14 protein-coding genes are annotated in these 16,773 nt (G+C 71.8%); 5 read left to right on the top strand and 9 right to left on the bottom strand.

The annotated features are described in order from the left end of the window. The first annotated feature begins 17 nt into the window (after positions 1 to 17). The 3 genes from AB0Q90_RS35110 to AB0Q90_RS35120 are packed head-to-tail and all read left to right on the top strand — an operon-like array spanning position 18 to position 3,609. Positions 18 to 854: a hypothetical protein gene (locus tag AB0Q90_RS35110; RefSeq protein WP_363161849.1), complete on the top strand. Its 837-nt coding sequence runs from the start codon at positions 18 to 20 to the stop codon at positions 852 to 854. Beyond that, positions 854 to 2,809 carry a fumarate reductase/succinate dehydrogenase flavoprotein subunit gene (locus tag AB0Q90_RS35115; protein WP_363161850.1) on the top strand — a complete coding sequence of 652 codons (1,956 nt, stop codon included), beginning with the start codon at positions 854 to 856 and terminating at the stop codon, positions 2,807 to 2,809. The genes AB0Q90_RS35110 and AB0Q90_RS35115 overlap by 1 nt, the downstream gene beginning before the upstream one ends. Then, positions 2,806 to 3,609, top strand: coding sequence for a succinate dehydrogenase/fumarate reductase iron-sulfur subunit (locus tag AB0Q90_RS35120; RefSeq protein WP_363161851.1), 804 nt, complete (start codon positions 2,806 to 2,808; stop codon positions 3,607 to 3,609). Before AB0Q90_RS35115 ends, AB0Q90_RS35120 begins: the two co-directional genes overlap by 4 nt. On the opposite strand, the gene AB0Q90_RS35125 is transcribed toward AB0Q90_RS35120, so the two are convergent. Together AB0Q90_RS35125 and AB0Q90_RS35130 are read right to left on the bottom strand one after the other, a co-directional pair. Further along, the gene (locus AB0Q90_RS35125) at positions 3,557 to 4,474 is read right to left on the bottom strand and encodes a class I SAM-dependent methyltransferase (RefSeq protein ID WP_363161852.1); all 918 of its coding nucleotides are present in this window, start codon (positions 4,472 to 4,474) and stop codon (positions 3,557 to 3,559) included. The two genes, AB0Q90_RS35120 and AB0Q90_RS35125, sit on opposite strands and share 53 nt — an antisense overlap. A 91-nt stretch (positions 4,475 to 4,565) precedes the next feature. After that, entirely contained in the window at positions 4,566 to 5,732 is a 1,167-nt protein-coding gene (locus AB0Q90_RS35130; protein WP_363161853.1) for a hypothetical protein, read from the bottom strand. Positions 5,733 to 5,839: 107 nt separating this feature from the next. Here AB0Q90_RS35130 and AB0Q90_RS35135 point away from each other — a divergent pair, with 107 nt between their 5' ends. After that, entirely contained in the window at positions 5,840 to 7,387 is a 1,548-nt protein-coding gene (locus tag AB0Q90_RS35135) for a hypothetical protein (protein WP_363161892.1), read from the top strand. Here the strand turns inward: AB0Q90_RS35135 and AB0Q90_RS35140 are convergent. From AB0Q90_RS35140 to AB0Q90_RS35165, 6 genes are all read right to left on the bottom strand, one after another. Further along, the gene (locus AB0Q90_RS35140) at positions 7,350 to 10,001 is read right to left on the bottom strand and encodes a SpoIIE family protein phosphatase (protein ID WP_363161854.1); all 2,652 of its coding nucleotides are present in this window, start codon (positions 9,999 to 10,001) and stop codon (positions 7,350 to 7,352) included. The genes AB0Q90_RS35135 and AB0Q90_RS35140 overlap by 38 nt on opposite strands. 259 nt (positions 10,002 to 10,260) lie before the next feature. Then, complete coding sequence (locus AB0Q90_RS35145) at positions 10,261 to 10,719, bottom strand: ATP-binding protein (protein ID WP_363161855.1); 459 nt, start codon at positions 10,717 to 10,719, stop codon at positions 10,261 to 10,263. Positions 10,720 to 10,789: 70 nt separating this feature from the next. Continuing rightward, positions 10,790 to 11,206, bottom strand: a complete 417-nt coding sequence (locus tag AB0Q90_RS35150) for a (deoxy)nucleoside triphosphate pyrophosphohydrolase (RefSeq protein ID WP_363161856.1) — start codon at positions 11,204 to 11,206, stop codon at positions 10,790 to 10,792. A gap of 31 nt (positions 11,207 to 11,237) precedes the next feature. Continuing rightward, positions 11,238 to 11,429: an SPOR domain-containing protein gene (locus tag AB0Q90_RS35155; RefSeq protein WP_363161857.1), complete on the bottom strand. Its 192-nt coding sequence runs from the start codon at positions 11,427 to 11,429 to the stop codon at positions 11,238 to 11,240. 331 nt (positions 11,430 to 11,760) lie between these two features. Further along, positions 11,761 to 12,513, bottom strand: a complete 753-nt coding sequence (locus AB0Q90_RS35160) for a GntR family transcriptional regulator (RefSeq protein WP_363161858.1) — start codon at positions 12,511 to 12,513, stop codon at positions 11,761 to 11,763. A gap of 147 nt (positions 12,514 to 12,660) precedes the next feature. Beyond that, positions 12,661 to 13,845, bottom strand: a complete 1,185-nt coding sequence (locus AB0Q90_RS35165; protein WP_363161859.1) for a DUF4190 domain-containing protein — start codon at positions 13,843 to 13,845, stop codon at positions 12,661 to 12,663. 102 nt (positions 13,846 to 13,947) lie between these two features. On the opposite strand from AB0Q90_RS35165, the gene AB0Q90_RS35170 reads away from it, so the two are divergent. Continuing rightward, entirely contained in the window at positions 13,948 to 15,141 is a 1,194-nt protein-coding gene (locus tag AB0Q90_RS35170) for a serpin family protein (RefSeq protein WP_363161860.1), read from the top strand. A 38-nt stretch (positions 15,142 to 15,179) separates the two neighbouring features. Here AB0Q90_RS35170 and AB0Q90_RS35175 read toward each other — a convergent pair whose 3' ends face one another. Beyond that, entirely contained in the window at positions 15,180 to 16,754 is a 1,575-nt protein-coding gene (locus AB0Q90_RS35175) for a S8 family serine peptidase (RefSeq protein ID WP_363161861.1), read from the bottom strand. Positions 16,755 to 16,773 lie beyond the last annotated feature (19 nt).

Below are 16,773 nucleotides of genomic sequence, written 5' to 3' on the forward strand. Positions count from 1 at the left end.
CCGACCGGAGTCAAACGTTGGCCACTGGTACGGAACCCCCATCCACAGAACCCCATCCCCCGGGCGGCGGCGTACGCACCGCCACGCGTGCCGCGATCGCCGCCCCGCACCTGCGGACCGACCGCTGGTGGCTGGCGCCCGCCGCCACCGCGGCCGGTCTGCTCGCGTTCATCGTCTACTCGACCTGGCGGGCCTTCGCGAACGCCGACTACTACGCCGCGCCCTACGTCTCGCCGTTCTACTCCCCCTGTCTGGCGGAGAACTGCGAGCCGATGGAGGCGGGCCCCAACTGGGAGATCTTCGGCAGCTGGTGGGGCATCTCCCCGGCGATCATCATCCTGATCTTCCCGCTCGGCTTCCGGCTGACCTGCTACTACTACCGCAAGGCCTACTACCGGGGCTTCTGGGCCTCCCCGCCGGCCTGCGCGGTCGCCGAGCCGCACAAGAAGTACACCGGTGAGACCCGCTTCCCGCTGATCCTGCAGAACATCCACCGGTACTTCTTCTACGCCGCGATCCCGGTCGCCGGCATCCTCACCTACGACACCGTGCTCGCCTTCCGCGACGAGGACTACGACTGGGGCCACATGGGCCTGGGCACCCTCGTCTTCCTGGTCAACATCGTGCTGATCTGGGCGTACACCCTGTCCTGCCACTCCTGCCGGCACATCGTCGGCGGCAAGCTCAAGCACTTCTCCAAGCATCCCGTGCGGTACAAGGCCTGGCAGTTCGTGGGGAAGCTGAACGCCCGTCACATGCTGCTTGCCTGGTCGTCGTTGGTGAGCGTGGCGCTCGCCGACTTCTACGTGTATCTCGTCGCGTCCGGTGCCTTCGACGATCCGAGGTTGTTCTGATGTCCGTGGTCGACCGCCAGGAGTGGGACGTTGTCGTGGTCGGCGCCGGTGGCGCCGGGCTGCGGGCGGCGATCGAGGCCCGCGAACGCGGCGCCCGTACGGCGGTGATCTGCAAGTCGCTGTTCGGCAAGGCGCACACCGTGATGGCCGAGGGCGGCATCGCGGCCGCGATGGCCAACGTCAACGAGCACGACAACTGGCAGGTCCACTTCCGCGACACCATGCGCGGCGGGAAGTTCCTCAACCAGTGGCGGATGTCCGAACTGCACGCGCGGGAGGCCCCGGACCGGGTGTGGGAGCTGGAGACCTGGGGCGCCCTGTTCGACCGTACGAAGGACGGCCGGATCTCCCAGCGCAACTTCGGCGGCCACGAGTACCCGCGCCTGGCGCACGTCGGCGACCGGACCGGACTCGAACTGATCCGCACCCTCCAGCAGAAGATCGTCTCGCTCCAGCAGCAGGACATGAAGGAGACCGGCGACTACGAGTCACGGCTGAAGGTCTTCCAGGAGTGCACGGTCACGCGCGTGCTCAAGGACACAGCATCCACCAGCGGCTCCGCCGCGGGCCGAGTCTCCGGTGTCTTCGCCTACGACCGTGAGACCGGCCGTTTCTTCGTCCTCGAAGCGCCCGCCGTGGTGATCGCGACCGGTGGCATCGGCAAGTCCTTCAAGGTGACGTCGAACTCGTGGGAGTACACCGGCGACGGGCACGCGCTGGCGCTGCTCGCCGGGGCGCCCCTGCTGAACATGGAGTTCGTGCAGTTCCATCCGACCGGCATGGTCTGGCCGCCGTCGGTGAAGGGCATCCTCGTCACCGAGTCCGTCCGCGGTGACGGCGGGGTGCTGCGCAACTCCGAGGGCCAGCGGTTCATGTTCGACTACGTCCCGGACGTCTTCAAGGAGAAGTACGCCGAGTCCGAGGAGGAGGGCGACCGCTGGTACGACGACCCCGACAACAACCGGCGCCCCCCTGAGCTGCTCCCCCGCGACGAGGTCGCCCGCGCGATCAACGCCGAGGTGAAGGCGGGCCGCGGCTCCCCGCACGGCGGGGTCTTCCTCGATGTGTCCACGCGGATGCCCGCCGAGGTCATCAAGCGCCGGCTGCCCTCCATGTACCACCAGTTCAAGGAGCTGGCGGACGTCGACATCACGGCGGAGGCGATGGAGGTCGGGCCGACCTGCCACTACGTCATGGGCGGCATCGCGGTCGACTCGGACACGGCGGCGGCGCGCGGGGTGCCGGGGCTGTTCGCGGCCGGCGAGGTGGCCGGCGGTATGCACGGCTCCAACCGGCTCGGCGGGAACTCCCTGTCCGACCTGCTGGTGTTCGGGCGCCGGGCGGGCTGGCACGCCGCCGAGTACACGGCGGCCCTCGCCTTCGAGCGGCCCGAGGTGGCCGACGCCCAGGTCGACTCGGCGGCGGCGGAGGCGCTGCGGCCGTTCTCGGCGGAGGGCCCCGAGGAGGGGGCGACGCCGGAGAACCCGTACACCCTCCACCAGGAACTCCAGCACACCATGAACGACCTCGTCGGCATCATCCGCCGCGAGGGCGAGATGGCGCAGGCCCTGGAGAAGCTGGCCGAGCTGCGGGAACGGGCGCGCCGGGCGGGGGTGGAGGGGCACCGGCAGTTCAACCCGGGCTGGCATCTCGCCCTGGACCTCAGGAACATGCTGCTGGTCAGCGAGTGCGTGGCTCGGGCGGCCCTGGAGCGCACGGAGTCGCGCGGCGGCCACACCCGCGAGGACCATCCGACGATGGACCGCAAGTGGCGCAACATCAACCTGCTGTGCGAACTGGCCGACCCCACCGGCGGTCTTGCGGCCACCGACCCGGTGCGCGGCCAGATCAACCTCACCCGTGAGACCACCGACCCCATCCGCCCGGACCTGCTCGCCCTCTTCGACAAGGAGGAGCTGGTCAAGTACCTCGCCGAAGAGGAGCTCTACGAGTGAGCAGCTACGAGGCCCGCTTCAAGGTGTGGCGGGGTGACGTCGACGGCGGCGGCCTCAAGGACTTCGAGGTCGAGGTCAACGACGGCGAGGTCGTCCTCGACATCATCCACCGGCTCCAGGCCACCCAGGCGCCCGATCTCGCCGTGCGCTGGAACTGCAAGGCGGGCAAGTGCGGTTCGTGCTCGGCGGAGATCAACGGGCGGCCCCGGCTGATGTGCATGACGCGCATGTCGGTGTTCACCCGCGAGGAGACGATCACCGTCACTCCGCTGCGCGCCTTCCCGGTCGTCCGGGACCTGGTCACGGACGTCGGGTTCAACTACCGGAAAGCGCGCGAGGTCCCGGCGTTCGTACCGCCGGAGGGGCTCGCTCCGGGCGAGTACCGGATGATGCAGGAGGACGTGGACCGCTCGCAGGAGTTCCGCAAGTGCATCGAGTGCTTCCTGTGCCAGGACACCTGCCATGTGGTCCGCGACCACGAGGAGAACAAGCAGGCCTTCGCCGGGCCGCGGTTCCTGATGCGGGTGGCGGAGCTGGACATGCACCCGCTGGACGCCGCCGCCGGGGCCGGCCTGGACCGCAAGAGCACCGCCCAGGACGAACACGGCCTCGGCTACTGCAACATCACCAAGTGCTGCACGGAGGTCTGCCCCGAAGGCATCAAGATCACCGACAATGCGCTGATCCCGCTGAAGGAGCGGGCCGTGGACCGCAAGTACGACCCGCTGGTGTGGCTCGGCGACCGGATCAGGAGGCGGCGCGCAGATAACCCGAGTGCGCCACCTGGCCCAGGAAGGTGAAGCGGGTCTCGGTGGTCATGTGCTTCTCGAACGCCTCCTTGATGCCCGGCCACTTGGGGTGCCCGAAGTCGTCGAGTACGACGATGCCGCCGGGCGCGACGATCTGCTCCGCCCACTCCAGGTCGGCCGCGACACCCGCGGCGGAGTGGTCGCCGTCGACGATGACGACGCCGTAGGACCGGTCGGCGACCAGGGCGCGTACCTCGGGGTCCTCGGAGAAGCCCTGCTGGATGCGGGTGGCGGCGCCGGCCGCGCCCGCCAGCGCCAGGTTGGTGCGGACGGCGGCCTCGCGCACGGGGGTGCCGGAGGCGTCGGTGCCCATGGTGGCGCCGGGCTGGAGCTGGGTGCCGGCGAGCGGGTCGACGATGGTCAGCCGCGGGTCGCGGCCGGCGCGCTCCATCATCCGGATCAGGGCGGCGCCGAACATGCCGTAGAGCGTGCCGATTTCGAGGATCTCGTCGTTCGGCGGGTCGAGCAGGGGTACGGCGGAGAGCTTGCCGCAGATGTTCATGGTGCCGCCGGCGATCCGGCCGACGCCGAGCGCCTCCATGGCGATGAGCAGCCGGAAGGCCTGGGCGACAGTGCGCTCGGCGCCTTCCTTGTCCCCGCTCACCTGTGTCAGCTCGCGGATCGTGCGGTTCAGGTGAGGTGCGGAGGGCAGCCGGGAGGCGCCGCGGCCGGTGCCGTCGAAGAACAGCTCCAGGGGGCGCTGGCGGTTGCGCAGCGTCTTCAGCTCCTGTTGGAGGGAGTCCTTCGAGGCGACCTGGAGGTGGCGGCGGACCTGGCGTTCGATGCGCTTGTCGATCAGCTCGACGATCGGGCGCAAAGCTCGCCTGGCGGCTTTGTTGGTGAGTAGCGCTCGCATCCGTGGACGGTAGTGGCGCTCACAGCCAGTTCACAACAAACGGAAACCCCCGTTCAGGCGAAGCACGCATGACGTCTGAGCGACAGGACGGCTACGGCACCCAGCCCTCGCGGTACGCCGTCCAGTCCGCCTCCCTGGCGGCGAAGTCCACGTAGAGCGCCACTCCGAAGCGTTCCCGGTCGGGGTCGGTGCGGGACAGGCCGAGGCGGGTGCCGCGGACCGCGGCGGAGACGGTCTCGGCGGACTCGTGGTGGCCGATGTCGCTCTCGTGGAAGAAGGGCAGGCCCATCAGCAGATCGGTGCCCTGCGGGGTGACCTCCAGGGCCAGGGAGGTCTGCTGGGCGACATAGCCGCCGTACAGGCTCTCCAGCGGCATGGCCGTGTCGTAGGACATGACGGCGATCTGGTCGACGCGGCGGGCGACCTGGCCGAAGAACTCCTGCGACCACCACTTGGGGTGGCCGGTGAGGAAGCCGGCGACGGAGTGCAGGGCGGGCAGCGGGTCTATCTGGTGGGCGGCGACGGAGAGGGGGACGTCGTGCGCGCGGGTCACCTTGCGGAGGGCGTCGAGGAGGGTGAGGTAGTCCTGGTCGCCGGAGTGCAGGGGTTCGAGGTCGAAGTGGGCGCCGTCGAAGCCGACGTCGAGGATCTGACGGGTGGAGGTGACGACGGCTTCGCGGGTGGTGGGGTTCTCCAGGTGCAGTCCGTTCGGGCCCTCGCTGGCGAGCTTGTCGCCCAGCCAGGCCTGGACGCGGATTCCGGGGGCCTCGCGGTGCATGGCCTTGAGGAACCAGCGGGCCCTCGGGTACTTGGCGGCGGGAAGCGTGCCGTCGTGGCTCAGCGGGCCGGCGTGGACATAGAGGTCGCGGATGCCGGTCGTCTTCAGGCGGCGGGCGAGAGCCGTGACGTCGGCGTCGCGTTTGCGGCCGTCGACCCAGGCGTGACCGAGCCAGATCGCGTCGCGGTTCCTGGTGTAGGTGCCGTCCTTCGGGTCGCCGGTGTAGTTGAGGCGGAGGGCCAGGGCGGCGGTGAGGGTGGGGAGGAGGACGACCAGGGCGGCGGCGAGGGCGGTACGGACGGCCCAGCGCCGCCAAGGGTGTGAGCGGGGGGTCGCCTCGGCTTCGCCTGCGGCGGGAGTGTTCCCACCCGCACCATCCGTGCTGCCTTCGTCGTCGGGTGCGGGTGGCCCCTGTGGGGCGTCCTCGCCGTCGGCGGCTGCGGGTGCCTCTGGCGTCTTCTCCTGCCCCGGGCTGTTCATCCTGTCCGTTCCCTCATCTCTCGCTCTGTTCCCTCGGCCCCACCCCGGGCCCATCCCGGTCGCGCCGCGGCATTCCGGCTCATACGCTCCGAAATGTGACGTCATCCATGTTCCGGGGACGGCCCCGACGGGTCGGCTCCCCCATATCCGTGCGGGTGGGGCATGCCGTGCTGGGTGTCCTGGCCGCTGTGGTGTGGCTGATGCTGCCGGGAATGACGTCCCGTGTCGATGATCCGGTTGCGGTCACCGGGGACGGGCCGGTCGCGAGCGCCGCCGCTCAGGAGGAGGACGACACGTCCGCCGCCGACCTGGTACTGCCGCTCGTCGCGGGGGTCGCGGCGGTGGCCGTCGCCGGGTACGGGTACGTGCGCCGCACCCGCCGGGCCCGGAGCCGGACGACGCCCGGCGGAGCCCCCGTCCGGGTGCCCGGTCCGGCGCCCGGTGAACTCGACGAACGGTCCGTGGCCCTGCTGGTCGAGGCGGACGACTGGGTGCGCACCAGCCGCGAGGAGCTCTCCTTCACCGAGGCCCTCTCCGGCACCGACGCCGTCGCACCCTGGGCGCGGGCCGTACGGGACGCGGAGGCCGAGCTGGCCGCCGCCTTCCACATACGGCGGCGCTACGACAACGGCGTCCCGGAGGACGACAGCAGCCGTCGGCACGCGCTCGCCGGGATCGTCGGCCGCTGCGAGGAGGTGGGGCGGCGGCTGGACGCGGAGGCCGCCGGGTTCGATCAACTGCGGGGGCTTGAGGGGGGCGTGGGCGAGGCCCTGGGGGTCGCCGAGACCTGGTTCCGTGAGTCGGCCGCGCGCACGGGCGGCGCGGACGCGAGCCTCGTCGATCTCGGCAAGCGCTACGGTCCGTCCGCCGTCGCCGGGGTGACCGGGTACGTCGAACAGGCCAAGGACCGGCTCGTGTTCGCCACCTCCCGGCTCAACCAGTCCCGGCAGAGCGCCGACCGCGGCGAGACGGAACGCGCGATCGGCAGTCTGCGCGCCGCCGAGGGTGCCGTCGCCCAGGCCGCCGTACTCGTCGACGGGATCGACCGCCTCGCCGTCGAACTGGCGGCGGCAGCGGACCTCGTGGCACCGGCGCTGACCGGCGCGGAGGCGGAGATCGCCGGGGCGCGGGAGCCGCGCGGGGATGTGCCCGTGGGCGAGCTGCACGCCCGGATCGCGCACGCGGACGCCGCCTTGGCCGCCGTACGGGAAGAGGTGACCGGTGGGCCCTACGATCCGCTCGGTGCGCTGCGGCGGATCGTGGAGGGGGTCGCGCCGCTCGCCGGCGGGCGGGCCGGGGTGGTGGGGGCCGCCGCGTCGCTGGTCGCCCGGAGTGCCACGGCCGCGGCGGACGACTGCATCGCCACGCACCGGGGAGCGGTCGGCGGCCCGGCGCGGGTCCTGCTCGCGGAGGCGCAGCGGCTGCTCGGCTCCCCCGTCCTCGCCGACCTGCGGACGGCCGACACCCTGGGCCGGCGGGCCCGGGACCTCGCCGAGCAGGACGTACGCCTGCACGGGCATCCGCTGTCGGGTGCCGCCCTCGGCGGGATCCTCCTGGACGGCGGAGCGCCGGCGAGCTTCGGCGGACCGTACTCCCGCGCCCGGCGCGAAGGCGACCTCAGAACAGGCTCAGCAGCGCCTCCGCCGGATCGGTGAGCCCCGTCTCGCCGTCGGGCAGCGGGAGTTCGAACCACACGGTCTTTCCGCGGGGGGTGCGGCGGGAGCCCCAGGCCGCGCTGAGGAGGCCGACCAGTTGCAGGCCTCGGCCGCCCTCGTCGGTGTCGCGGGCGCGGCGGCGGCGCGGCTGGACCAGCCCGGCGTCCCAGACCTCGCACACCAGGGTGCGGTCCAGCAGGAGCCGGAGTCTGATCTCGCCCTCGCCGTAGCGCAGCGCGTTCGTCACCAGTTCGCTGACCAGGAGTTCCGTCGTGTCGACGAGGGGCTCCAGGTCCCAGCCGAGCAGCCGGCCGCGGGCGTACTCACGGGCGCGGCCCACGCTGCGCGGCTCACGCGGCAGCGTCCAGTCGCCGACGGAGTCGACGGGCAGGCCCTGGACGCGGGCCATCAGCAGGGCGATGTCGTCCTCGCCATGGTGCGTGTCCAGGGTGTTGAGGACGTGGTCGCAGACGTCCTCCAGCGGGCGGGTGGGGTCGGTGAGCGCTCCTACGAACGCCTGGAGGCCCTCGTCCAGGGGGTGGTCGCGGGATTCGACCAGTCCATCCGTGTAGAGCGCGAGAAGGGCGCCTTCGGGGAGTTCGACCTCCACCTCCTCGAAGGGCTCGCCGCCGACGCCGAGCGGCATGCCCGGCGGCACGTCGAGCATCAGCGCGTCCTCGCCGGGTTCGACGAGTACGGGGGGCAGATGGCCGGCGTTGGCGAAGGTGCAGCGGCGGGTGACGGAGTCGTATACCGCGTAGACACAGGTGGCCAGGTACACCTCGGACAGATCGGCCTCGCGGGGGCGGCGGGCCGCCCTGGTGGCCTGCTGGACACCGCCGGGCGCGCCGAGGCCGCGGGCGATCTCGTCCAACGCCGACAGGACTTCGGCCGGTTCGAGGTCCAGCAGGGCCAGCGTGCGGACGGCGGACCGCAGTTCACCCATCGCCACCGCCGCGCGCAGACCGCGGCCCATCACATCGCCGACCACCAACGCCGTACGGTGGCCCGGCAGTTCGATGACGTCGAACCAGTCGCCGCCCACCTCGCTCGGCCGGTCGGCGGAGGAGTTCCCCGGCAGATAGCGGCAGGCGATGTCCAGTCCGGAGGCCACGGGGTCCCCCGGCGGCAGCAACGACCGTTGCAGTATCAGCGCCCGCTCGTGCTCCCTGCGGTACAGGCGCGCGTTGTCGATGCACACCGCCGCCCGCGCCGCCAGCTCCACGGCCAGATCCCGGTCCCGGTCCCCGAACAGCTCGCTGCCCTTGGTCCGGGAGAACTGCGCCAGTCCCACGACGGTGTCGTGGGCGACCATCGGCACGGCCAGCGTGGACTGCACGAGGCCGCCCTCCTCGGCCGGGATGTACTGCGGGCGGGCCGTGCGCAGGGCGTCCGCGCAGGGCGAGTTGAAGGGGAAGTGGTGGACCGCGCCGACGGCGACGGGTGCGCCTCCCCCGACGAAGGGCACGTCGGAGACCGCGCTGGCGAAGGCGACGCGGCGCAGTTCCGCGCTGCCGTCGGCGAGGCCCGGCGGGGTCTCGTCGCCGGCCAGGAGGCCCTGGTAGAGGTCGACGGTGGCCAGGTCGCAGAAGCCGGGGACGACGACGTCGAGGAGTTCGCGGGCCGTCGTCTCCAGGTCGAGGGAGTTGCCGATGCGGGCGCCGGCCTCGTTGAGAAGGGCGAGATTGCGCCGTGCGGCGGCGGCCTCGCGGGCGGCGGCGCGACGGGCGGTGATGTCGGTTCCGAGCCAGGCGATGCCGATGGGGCGGCCGGAGCCGCTGTGCACCCGGTAGAGGTTGATCGACCAGTGGCGGCGCTCGGCGGAGTCCGGCACGAAGCCGGTGACATGCATGTCCGTGATGGAGTCGCCGGTCTCCAGGACCCGGCGCAGGGTCGCGGTGATCCGCTCCGCCTCGGGCCTGGGCAGATAGTCGTGCACGCCGCGGCCGCGGTGGTCGTCGGGCGTGCCGCCGAACACGGTGGCGAACCGCTGGTTGGCGCGGCGCACCCGGAGCTCGGTGTCGATCAGCAGGAAGCCGAAGGGAGATTGACCGAATATCGCCTGAGCGGCGGCGAGGTCGGTCTCGATCCCGCGCAGTGTACGGACGTCGACGACGATGCAGACGGCGGCCTTCTCGCCGTCCTCGGTCCGCGTCGGCATGACGTAGACCTCGGCGAGCGCCTCGTCACCGCGTCCGCCGGTCTCGCCGTCCGGCTTGCGGAAGGGGACCACGCCGGTCCACTCCCGGCCGTCGAGGATCTCGGCCATCTTGCGGTGGCCCTGCTCGCGCCGGTCGGGGTCGATGAACGCCTCGATGGGGTCCATGCCGACGGCGCGCCCGGCGGGGATGCCGAAGAGCTGCTCGGCGCGCAGGCTCCACTGGTCGACGAGCCCGTCGGGGCCGATGGAGAAGGACGCGACGCGGATGTAGTCGTACATGGAGCCGGGCGGGCTGCTCTGCCACATGACGTCGACGGACGGCCGGTCGCCGGAGACGGTCGCCGTATCACCGGAGGCAGCCGTCGCGTCCGCCACGGCGGCAGCCGCGGCGCCCGTCCTCGCGCCGCCCGACGGGTCCTCGGACTCCGTGGCCTTCGCTGGTATCTCGCTCACGCGAACCGTCCCCTCCAGCTCACCGCGTCCGGCACCGGTCACCGGCGGCGGCTGCCCGCAGTATCCAGCACTACGGCGCCGCACAACACGGTGTTCACGATCACAGCACGTTCCCGATCGTTTTTGGACCGGACCACGGAAACACTTCCAGTCTTCTAACCAGCCAACACGCAGTCGAATCACGCACTCCGACAACTGCCAGTGGCCTGAACCATTCGCTGGACAGGGCCGGGGTCCGCGTACAGCCGGATCGGCGCCCTCAGGGCACGGTGAGCTCGAACCAGACCGTCTTGCCCGCGGTGCCCGGGCGGGTGCCCCAGCGGCGCGAGGAGTGGGCCACGAGCTGGAGGCCGCGGCCGTTCTCGTCCTCGGGGTGGGCTACGCGCTCGCGGGGCGGGTCGGGCAGCGGGTCGGAGACCTCGACCAGCAGGACGTCACCGAGGCGGGCGGGACGGACGAGGCGGACGCCGATGGGGCCGGTGGCATGCCGCTGGGCGTTGGTGACCAGTTCGCTGACCAGCAGGGTCGCGATATCGGCGAGGCTGTCGAGGTTCCAGTCGTGCAGTCGGCCGCGGACCGCGGCGCGGGCGGCACGTACGGCGCCCGGCTCCGCGGAGAAGGTCCACTCGGCGCAGTCGCCTTCGGTGTCGATCACGCCGATCACTTCCCAGGCCACGAGCCCACGGACTGTCCTTTTTCGTGGGGTTAATGGGCACATACCCGATATCAGGGGGGCAGTACCGCCTGGGTGGGCGCACAGTGGCACGAATGGCGCAAAGAGGGGGCGCCTACGAGCCCGGACGGCGCGGCCGTTGCGCGGCAACGACCTCCCGGACCGCCGGCACGTCCTGGTCCAGCCAGTTCACGTCCCAGATCTCGTCCGGCGCAAGCCAGCGCAGGTCGTCATGGTCTTCGAGGGGCTTGGGGTCGGGGGAACCGGGGCGCAGGCGGGCCGTCCAGACCTGGAGGACGTAGGGCGCCCTGAGCGGCCATTCGCCCGGGATCCGGTCGCCCGCCTCCGCGTCCACGCCGAGTTCCTCGCGCAGCTCCCGGACGAGGGCCGCCTCCGGCTCCTCGCCCGGTTCCACCTTGCCGCCGGGCAGCTCCCAGCGCCCGGCCAGTTCCGCGGGGGCGCTGCGGCGGGCGGCGAGCAGGCGTCCGTCCGCGAGGAGGGCCGCTCCCACCACCACGATCCGTTCCGTCATGCGCCGGAGCCTACGGGACCCGGCGGCGGCCTCAGTTCGAGGTGGCCGTGCCGTTCGCGCCGATCCGCTCGACCCAGTACAGCTGCTTGTGTCCGCGGTTGTCGAGGCTGTCGGCGATCTTCTGGGCCTCGGCCCGGGTCGCGTAGCGGCCGACGCGGTAGCGATTGCCGTTGTCGTCCTGCCGTATGACGAGCCAGGGGAGAGTGATCGTGCCGTCGTTCATCGCGCCCCACCGCCCCTTCCCGCCCCGGCTCGCACAGGGCCCGTTCGCGGCCCGTGCCGTACCCCGCCCGCTAAGGAAACCGCAATCCGCATATGCCCGAGCCTACGCCTAACCTTTACGCAGCGAATACGGCTTTTCACAAAGAGGTACGCAACCGGCCAGGACGCAGGGGGCGCACGACGTCGAATGCGCCGTGCGCTGACCTCGACGGGTCCGGTCAGCGGCATGGTGCACACATCCGCGACGACCTGCGAGAACGGCCAGATTCCAACGCCCGGGCGCGGGGCTTTGGTTGGGGTGAAGACGGGGGCAACTCCCGGAACTGTGTGCGCTACTTCACCGGCAGGTGGTAGGAGGCCCGGTAGCGGTCCGCCGGGATGACCACGTCCGCGGTCTCGACCGGGCGGCCGGAGGCGTAGTAGGTGCGCTGGATGACCAGGACGACATGGCCGGGGACCCCGCCGAGGGTGAGGAGTTCCTCGGCGAGACCGGGGCGGGCGCCGACCTCCTCGGTGACGTTGTCCACGATGACGTCGATGGCGCGCATCCGCTCGACGACGCCCATGCCGCCCAGTGGACCCTCCTCGGGGAGCATCACGGGGGTGCGGCCGGTGACGGCGAGCGGCTCCCAGGAGGTGGAGAGCATCATCGCCTCGCCGGCCTCCCGGAAGAGATACCGCGTGCACATCACGCGGTCGCCGATCTGGATGCCGAGCCGCTCCGCGACCGACCCACTGGCCTCGGCCTGCTCGCTGCTGGACTCCCAGGTGCCGCGCGTCTCGCCGTCGGCCTGCTCCTGACGGAAGGGCGTGGCCCCGCCCGTCGGCCGGAACCCGGAGCGGGCGATCCGGCGCGGCACCGGCCGCTCGCGCACATACGTCCCCGAGCCGGAGCGGCCCTCGACCAGCCCCTCGGCCATCAGCACCTTGCGCGCCTCCAGGGCGACGGTGTCCGAGACGCCGTACTCCTCGCGGATTCTGGCCTGGGACGGGAGGCGGGTGTGCGGTGGCAGCGAACCGTCGACGATCTTCTTGCGGAGATCACCCGCGACGCGCAGGTACGCCGGCTGCTCACCGAATGTCACTGGCCGCTCCCATCAGGTTGTACAGACAGCAACAGCCTGGCAACCGTGGGTTGTGCCATGCAAGCAAAGGCCAGAGAATCACTCGATGTGATGACTTGTGCCCCGGGAGGGCTTTACGCAGGCAGTTTCTCCCCGCTATAGCCGCGATCACACATCCATGCCGTCGCCGCCCGCCTCCGCGCTCCCGCCGTCGTCGTAGTCCTCGTACGACGGCACGGTGGTGGCCAGCCCCAGAGCCTTGCGGGCGGTGACGGTGGTGGAGCCGTCGACGTACTCGTATCCGGCGTCGTAGTGCTCGTAGAACGTGTCCACGTCGTCGGCCGCGGCCGCCTTCGCCCAGGACCTGCGGGCGTCCTCCATGTCCGCGACCAGGTCGGCGACGGGCTGCTCGGCCTCGCCCTGCCAGGTGTGCCCGCGCAGCGCCTCGACCTGCTCGCCGAGCACCGCCTCGACGTCCTTCGCCCAGTCCGTGTTGGCGGGCAGGTCGTCCTCGGGGTAGTCCTCCGGCTCCTCGAACAGCACGTCGTCCACGGTGTTGAGCGCCTCCAGGAGGGCGACCTGGTCCGCGCCGAGCGTCCGCTCGTCGCTGCGCAGCGAGCCGGTGAGGGTGCCCTTGGTGTCGGTGCTGCCGAACAGGCAGGTGATCTCGCGGTCGCCGAAGCGCCAGCTCTGGCTGGAGGGGATCAGGTAGTAGACGTCCACGTCGTCCGGGACGGCCCAGGAGTCCATGGCGTACTCGGCCTCCAGCGTGTAGCACTTGTCCTCGGCGATCCGCGTCACCTCGTCGTCGCCGGGGAAGCGCCCGCCGGGCAGCTTGACCACGGCGAACACCTCGCCGTCGTGCCGGCCGGCACAGGACACCTCGTCGACGTCGTAGGTGGCGCCCTCCAGGGAGCCGGACGGCGAGTCGAAGCAGTCGCCCTTGGCGAGCGCGTAGGCGGTGCCGTCCTCGTTCGCGGCGTCCTTCAGGCCGCCCCAGACGTCGGAGGCGAAGCCGGTGGACAGGGACACCGTCCACAGGGCGAGCCCAAGGGTGGACAGCACGGATCCGGCCACGGCCATCCCCTTGCCACGCTCGCCCTTCTTCTTGATCTGCCGCAGCGCGATCAGACCGAGGACGAGTCCCACCGCGGGCAGGAAGCAGAGGATGCCGAGGACCAGGGCGGCGATGGCGACGCCGTTGACGGGAGGGGGCACGGGGAGGCCGTAGCCGTACGGGAAGTAGGGCGGCGGGTACGGGCCCTGGGCGTACGGGCCTTGAGGCGCCGGCGGTCCGTACGGCCCCTGCGGTCCTTGCGGCTGGTGGGGCCCTGGGGGCGGGGGTGTGGACACGAGTACCGTGCTCCTGTTTCGGCCGGCGGCGCCGGGACAAGCCAGAACTGACGTACGACTGAGCGCACGCGGCATGGTAAGCGCGGTGCGGGTGGGGGCGGAATGCGGGTGGCAAACGCGACGATCCGGGCGGTGAACGCGCTGACCGCGCGGTGGGCCGGGGCCGCCGAGGACAACACGGTCTTCTCCGCGGCCGGGGTCTGGCCGCTGCTGGCCTTCCTCGCGGACGGCGCGGCGGGCCGGGCGCGGGCGGAGCTGGCGGAAGCGGTGGGCCTGCCCGCGGACCGGACGGCGGGAGCCGCACGGGAGTTGCTCGCCGGTCTGGGCTCGACGCGCGGCCTGGACGCCGCGCTCGGGATGTGGACCAGCCGGGCGCTGGAACTGAGCGAGCGGTGGGAGGCGGGGTTGCCCGCGGACGCGCGCGGGGTGCTCACGGGCGACGGGGCCGCCGACCGGAAGGCGCTCGACGCCTGGGCCGCCAAGCGGACGGGCGGGCTGATCGAGCGGATGCCGGTGGAGGTGTCGGAGAGCACCGTGATGGTCCTGGCCAGTGCGCTGGCGATGCGGACGCGGTGGCTGCGCCCCTTCCGCGAGAACCCGTGGCAGCCGGAGGGCGGGCCGTGGGGCGAGCGCGTGGTGCTGGGCCTGGAGCGGAGGAGCGAGCTGCTGGACCGGGTCGGGGTGGCGGACACTTCTGCCGGCCATGTCACCGAGCTGAAGGTGCTCGGGAACAACGCCCTCGACGTCCATCTCCTGCTCGGCGAGGAGGGCATGACCCCCGGTCAGGTGCTCGGCGCGGGCGTGGACCTGCTGGCCGGCCGGCACCGGGTCGTGCCGGGCTCTCAGCTCCCCCACGGCGACGTGGGCCCCGGCCTGCGCGTGGTGCGGGAGCGTTCCGTGCGGCCCGCGCCGCCGACCCTCCAGGTCAGAACGGTGGCCTACGAGGTGCGGGCGAACCACGATCTGCTGGAGCAGCACGGGCTGTTCGGGCTGACGACGGCGAGCACGCGTGTGCCCGGCCACTTCCCCGGGGTGAGCGCGTTCCCGCTGTGCGTCGAGGCGGCCCGGCAGTCGGCGATGGCCCGGTTCGGCGCGCGGGGCTTCGAGGCCGCCGCGGTGACGGCCATGCCGATGGCCGCGTCCGGAGTCCCTCAACTCCGCTGGCTGATCACGAAGGTCGAGGCCTGCTTCGACCGCCCCTTCGGCTTCCTGGCCCTGCACCGCCACTCGCGGCTCGTCCTCGCCGCCGGCTGGGTGACCGACCCCAGGCCCTACGGCGAGGACGAGTACGACTGACCGGAGGGTCCGAAGAGCCTCCGGTCAGCCGATGGGCGTCAGAACTGCAACGCCCACGCGTCGATCCGCCCGGTGTCCAGCGCCGCGTTGTCGCTGACCCGGAGCTTCCACGTGCCGTTGGCGACCTCGGAGGAGGCGTTCACCGAGTACGTGGTGTTGATGTTGTCCGAACTGCCGCCGGTGCCATAGCCCTTGAGCGTGTAGGCCGAGCCGTCGGGGGCGATCAGCTGGACCTGGAGGTCACCGATGTACGTGTGGACGATGTGGACCTCGACCGCCAGCGCGGAGGGCGCGTTGCCGGAGACGCCGGACACCGTCACCGGGGACTCGACCGTGGAGTTGTCGCTGATCGCGTAGTCGCCGGTGTTCTCGAAGCGCGGTCCGGGCGGGGTGGTCGTACCACCGCCGACGTACAGCAGCCGGTTGGGCGAGCCGGTGCCCGGGCTGGTGACGACGTTCGGGGTGGCCGCCGTCGTCAGCGCCGAGGAGACCTGCGCGGGCGTGGCCGTCGGGTTGTCGGCCAGGTAGAGCGCGGCCGCGCCGGCCACGTGCGGCGTCGCCATGGACGTACCGGAGATGGTGTTCGTGGCGGAGTCGCTCGTGTTCCACGCGGAGGTGATCGACGAGCCCGGTGCGAACAGGTCAAGGACCGAGCCGTAGTTGGAGTAGCTGGCCTTCGCGTCCGACGAGGTCGTGGCGCCGACCGTGATGGCCTCCGTCACGCGCGCGGGAGACCTGGTCGAGGCGTTGGTGGACTCGTTGCCGGCCGCCACGGCGAAGGTGACGCCGGAGGCGATGGCGTTGCGTACGGCGGTGTCGATCGCGGTGTCGGCGCCGCCGCCGAGGGACATGTTGGCGACGGCCGGCTTGACCGCGTTCTGGGCGACCCAGTCGATACCGGCGACGACCTGTGCGGTGGTGCCCTGACCGCTGTTGTTGAGCACCCGGACGCCGACGACCCGCGCCTTCTTGGCGACGCCGTAGGAGGTGCCGGCGACGGTGCCGGCGACGTGCGTGCCGTGGCCGTGGCCGTCCTGGGCGGTGTTGTCGTTGTCGACGGCGTCGTAGCCGTAGGAGGCCCGGCCGCCGAAGTCGCCGTGGCTGATGCGGACGCCGGTGTCGATGACGTACGCCGTCACGCCGGTCCCGGCGGAGTCCGGGTAGGTGTACGAGCTGTTGAGCGGGAGGTTGCGCTGGTCGACCCGGTCCAGGCCCCAGGAGGGCGGGCTGGGCTGGGTGGTGGCGATGCTGAAGGTGCGGTTCTGCACGACGGAGGCGACGGCCGGGTCGGCGGCGAACTGCTTCGCCTCGGCCGCGGAGGCCTCGACCGCGTAGCCGTTGAGCGCCTTCTTGTAGGTGCGCTCGATGTCGGCCCCGTACTTCTGGGCGAGCGCGCGGCCCTCGGCCGAACCGGCGCGGGCCGCCTCGGGCTTGAGGGTCACGATGTAGCTGTCGGCCACGGCGTTCGCCGCGCCCGCGTACTGGACTCGGCCGTCGTCGGCGGCCGGGGCGGCACCTGCGGGGAGGGCGGAGACGAGGCCCGCGGTGAGCACCGCGGTGGCCGCCGCGCTGATCGCGGCCATTCTTCGCCGGGTAGGACGCATCACTGCCATCTGAGGGGTCCTCCTCAAT

The organism is Streptomyces sp. NPDC079141 (genome assembly GCF_040686775.1).
Taxonomy (GTDB): Bacteria; Actinomycetota; Actinomycetes; order Streptomycetales; family Streptomycetaceae; genus Streptomyces.

What these genes read in the sequence shown, in the direction of transcription:
- AB0Q90_RS35130 (WP_363161853.1), bottom strand. Translation starts at nt 5,732, where the DNA reads ATGAACAGCCCGGGGCAGGAGAAGACGCCAGAGGCACCCGCAGCCGCC.
- AB0Q90_RS35175 (WP_363161861.1), bottom strand. Translation starts at nt 16,754, where the DNA reads ATGGCAGTGATGCGTCCTACCCGGCGAAGAATGGCCGCGATCAGCGCG.
- AB0Q90_RS35155 (WP_363161857.1), bottom strand. Translation starts at nt 11,429, where the DNA reads ATGAACGACGGCACGATCACTCTCCCCTGGCTCGTCATACGGCAGGAC.
- AB0Q90_RS35145 (WP_363161855.1), bottom strand. Translation starts at nt 10,719, where the DNA reads ATGTGCCCATTAACCCCACGAAAAAGGACAGTCCGTGGGCTCGTGGCC.
- AB0Q90_RS35170 (WP_363161860.1), top strand. Translation starts at nt 13,948, where the DNA reads ATGCGGGTGGCAAACGCGACGATCCGGGCGGTGAACGCGCTGACCGCG.
- AB0Q90_RS35115 (WP_363161850.1), top strand. Translation starts at nt 854, where the DNA reads ATGTCCGTGGTCGACCGCCAGGAGTGGGACGTTGTCGTGGTCGGCGCC.
- AB0Q90_RS35125 (WP_363161852.1), bottom strand. Translation starts at nt 4,474, where the DNA reads ATGCGAGCGCTACTCACCAACAAAGCCGCCAGGCGAGCTTTGCGCCCG.
- AB0Q90_RS35135 (WP_363161892.1), top strand. Translation starts at nt 5,840, where the DNA reads ATGTTCCGGGGACGGCCCCGACGGGTCGGCTCCCCCATATCCGTGCGG.
- AB0Q90_RS35150 (WP_363161856.1), bottom strand. Translation starts at nt 11,206, where the DNA reads ATGACGGAACGGATCGTGGTGGTGGGAGCGGCCCTCCTCGCGGACGGA.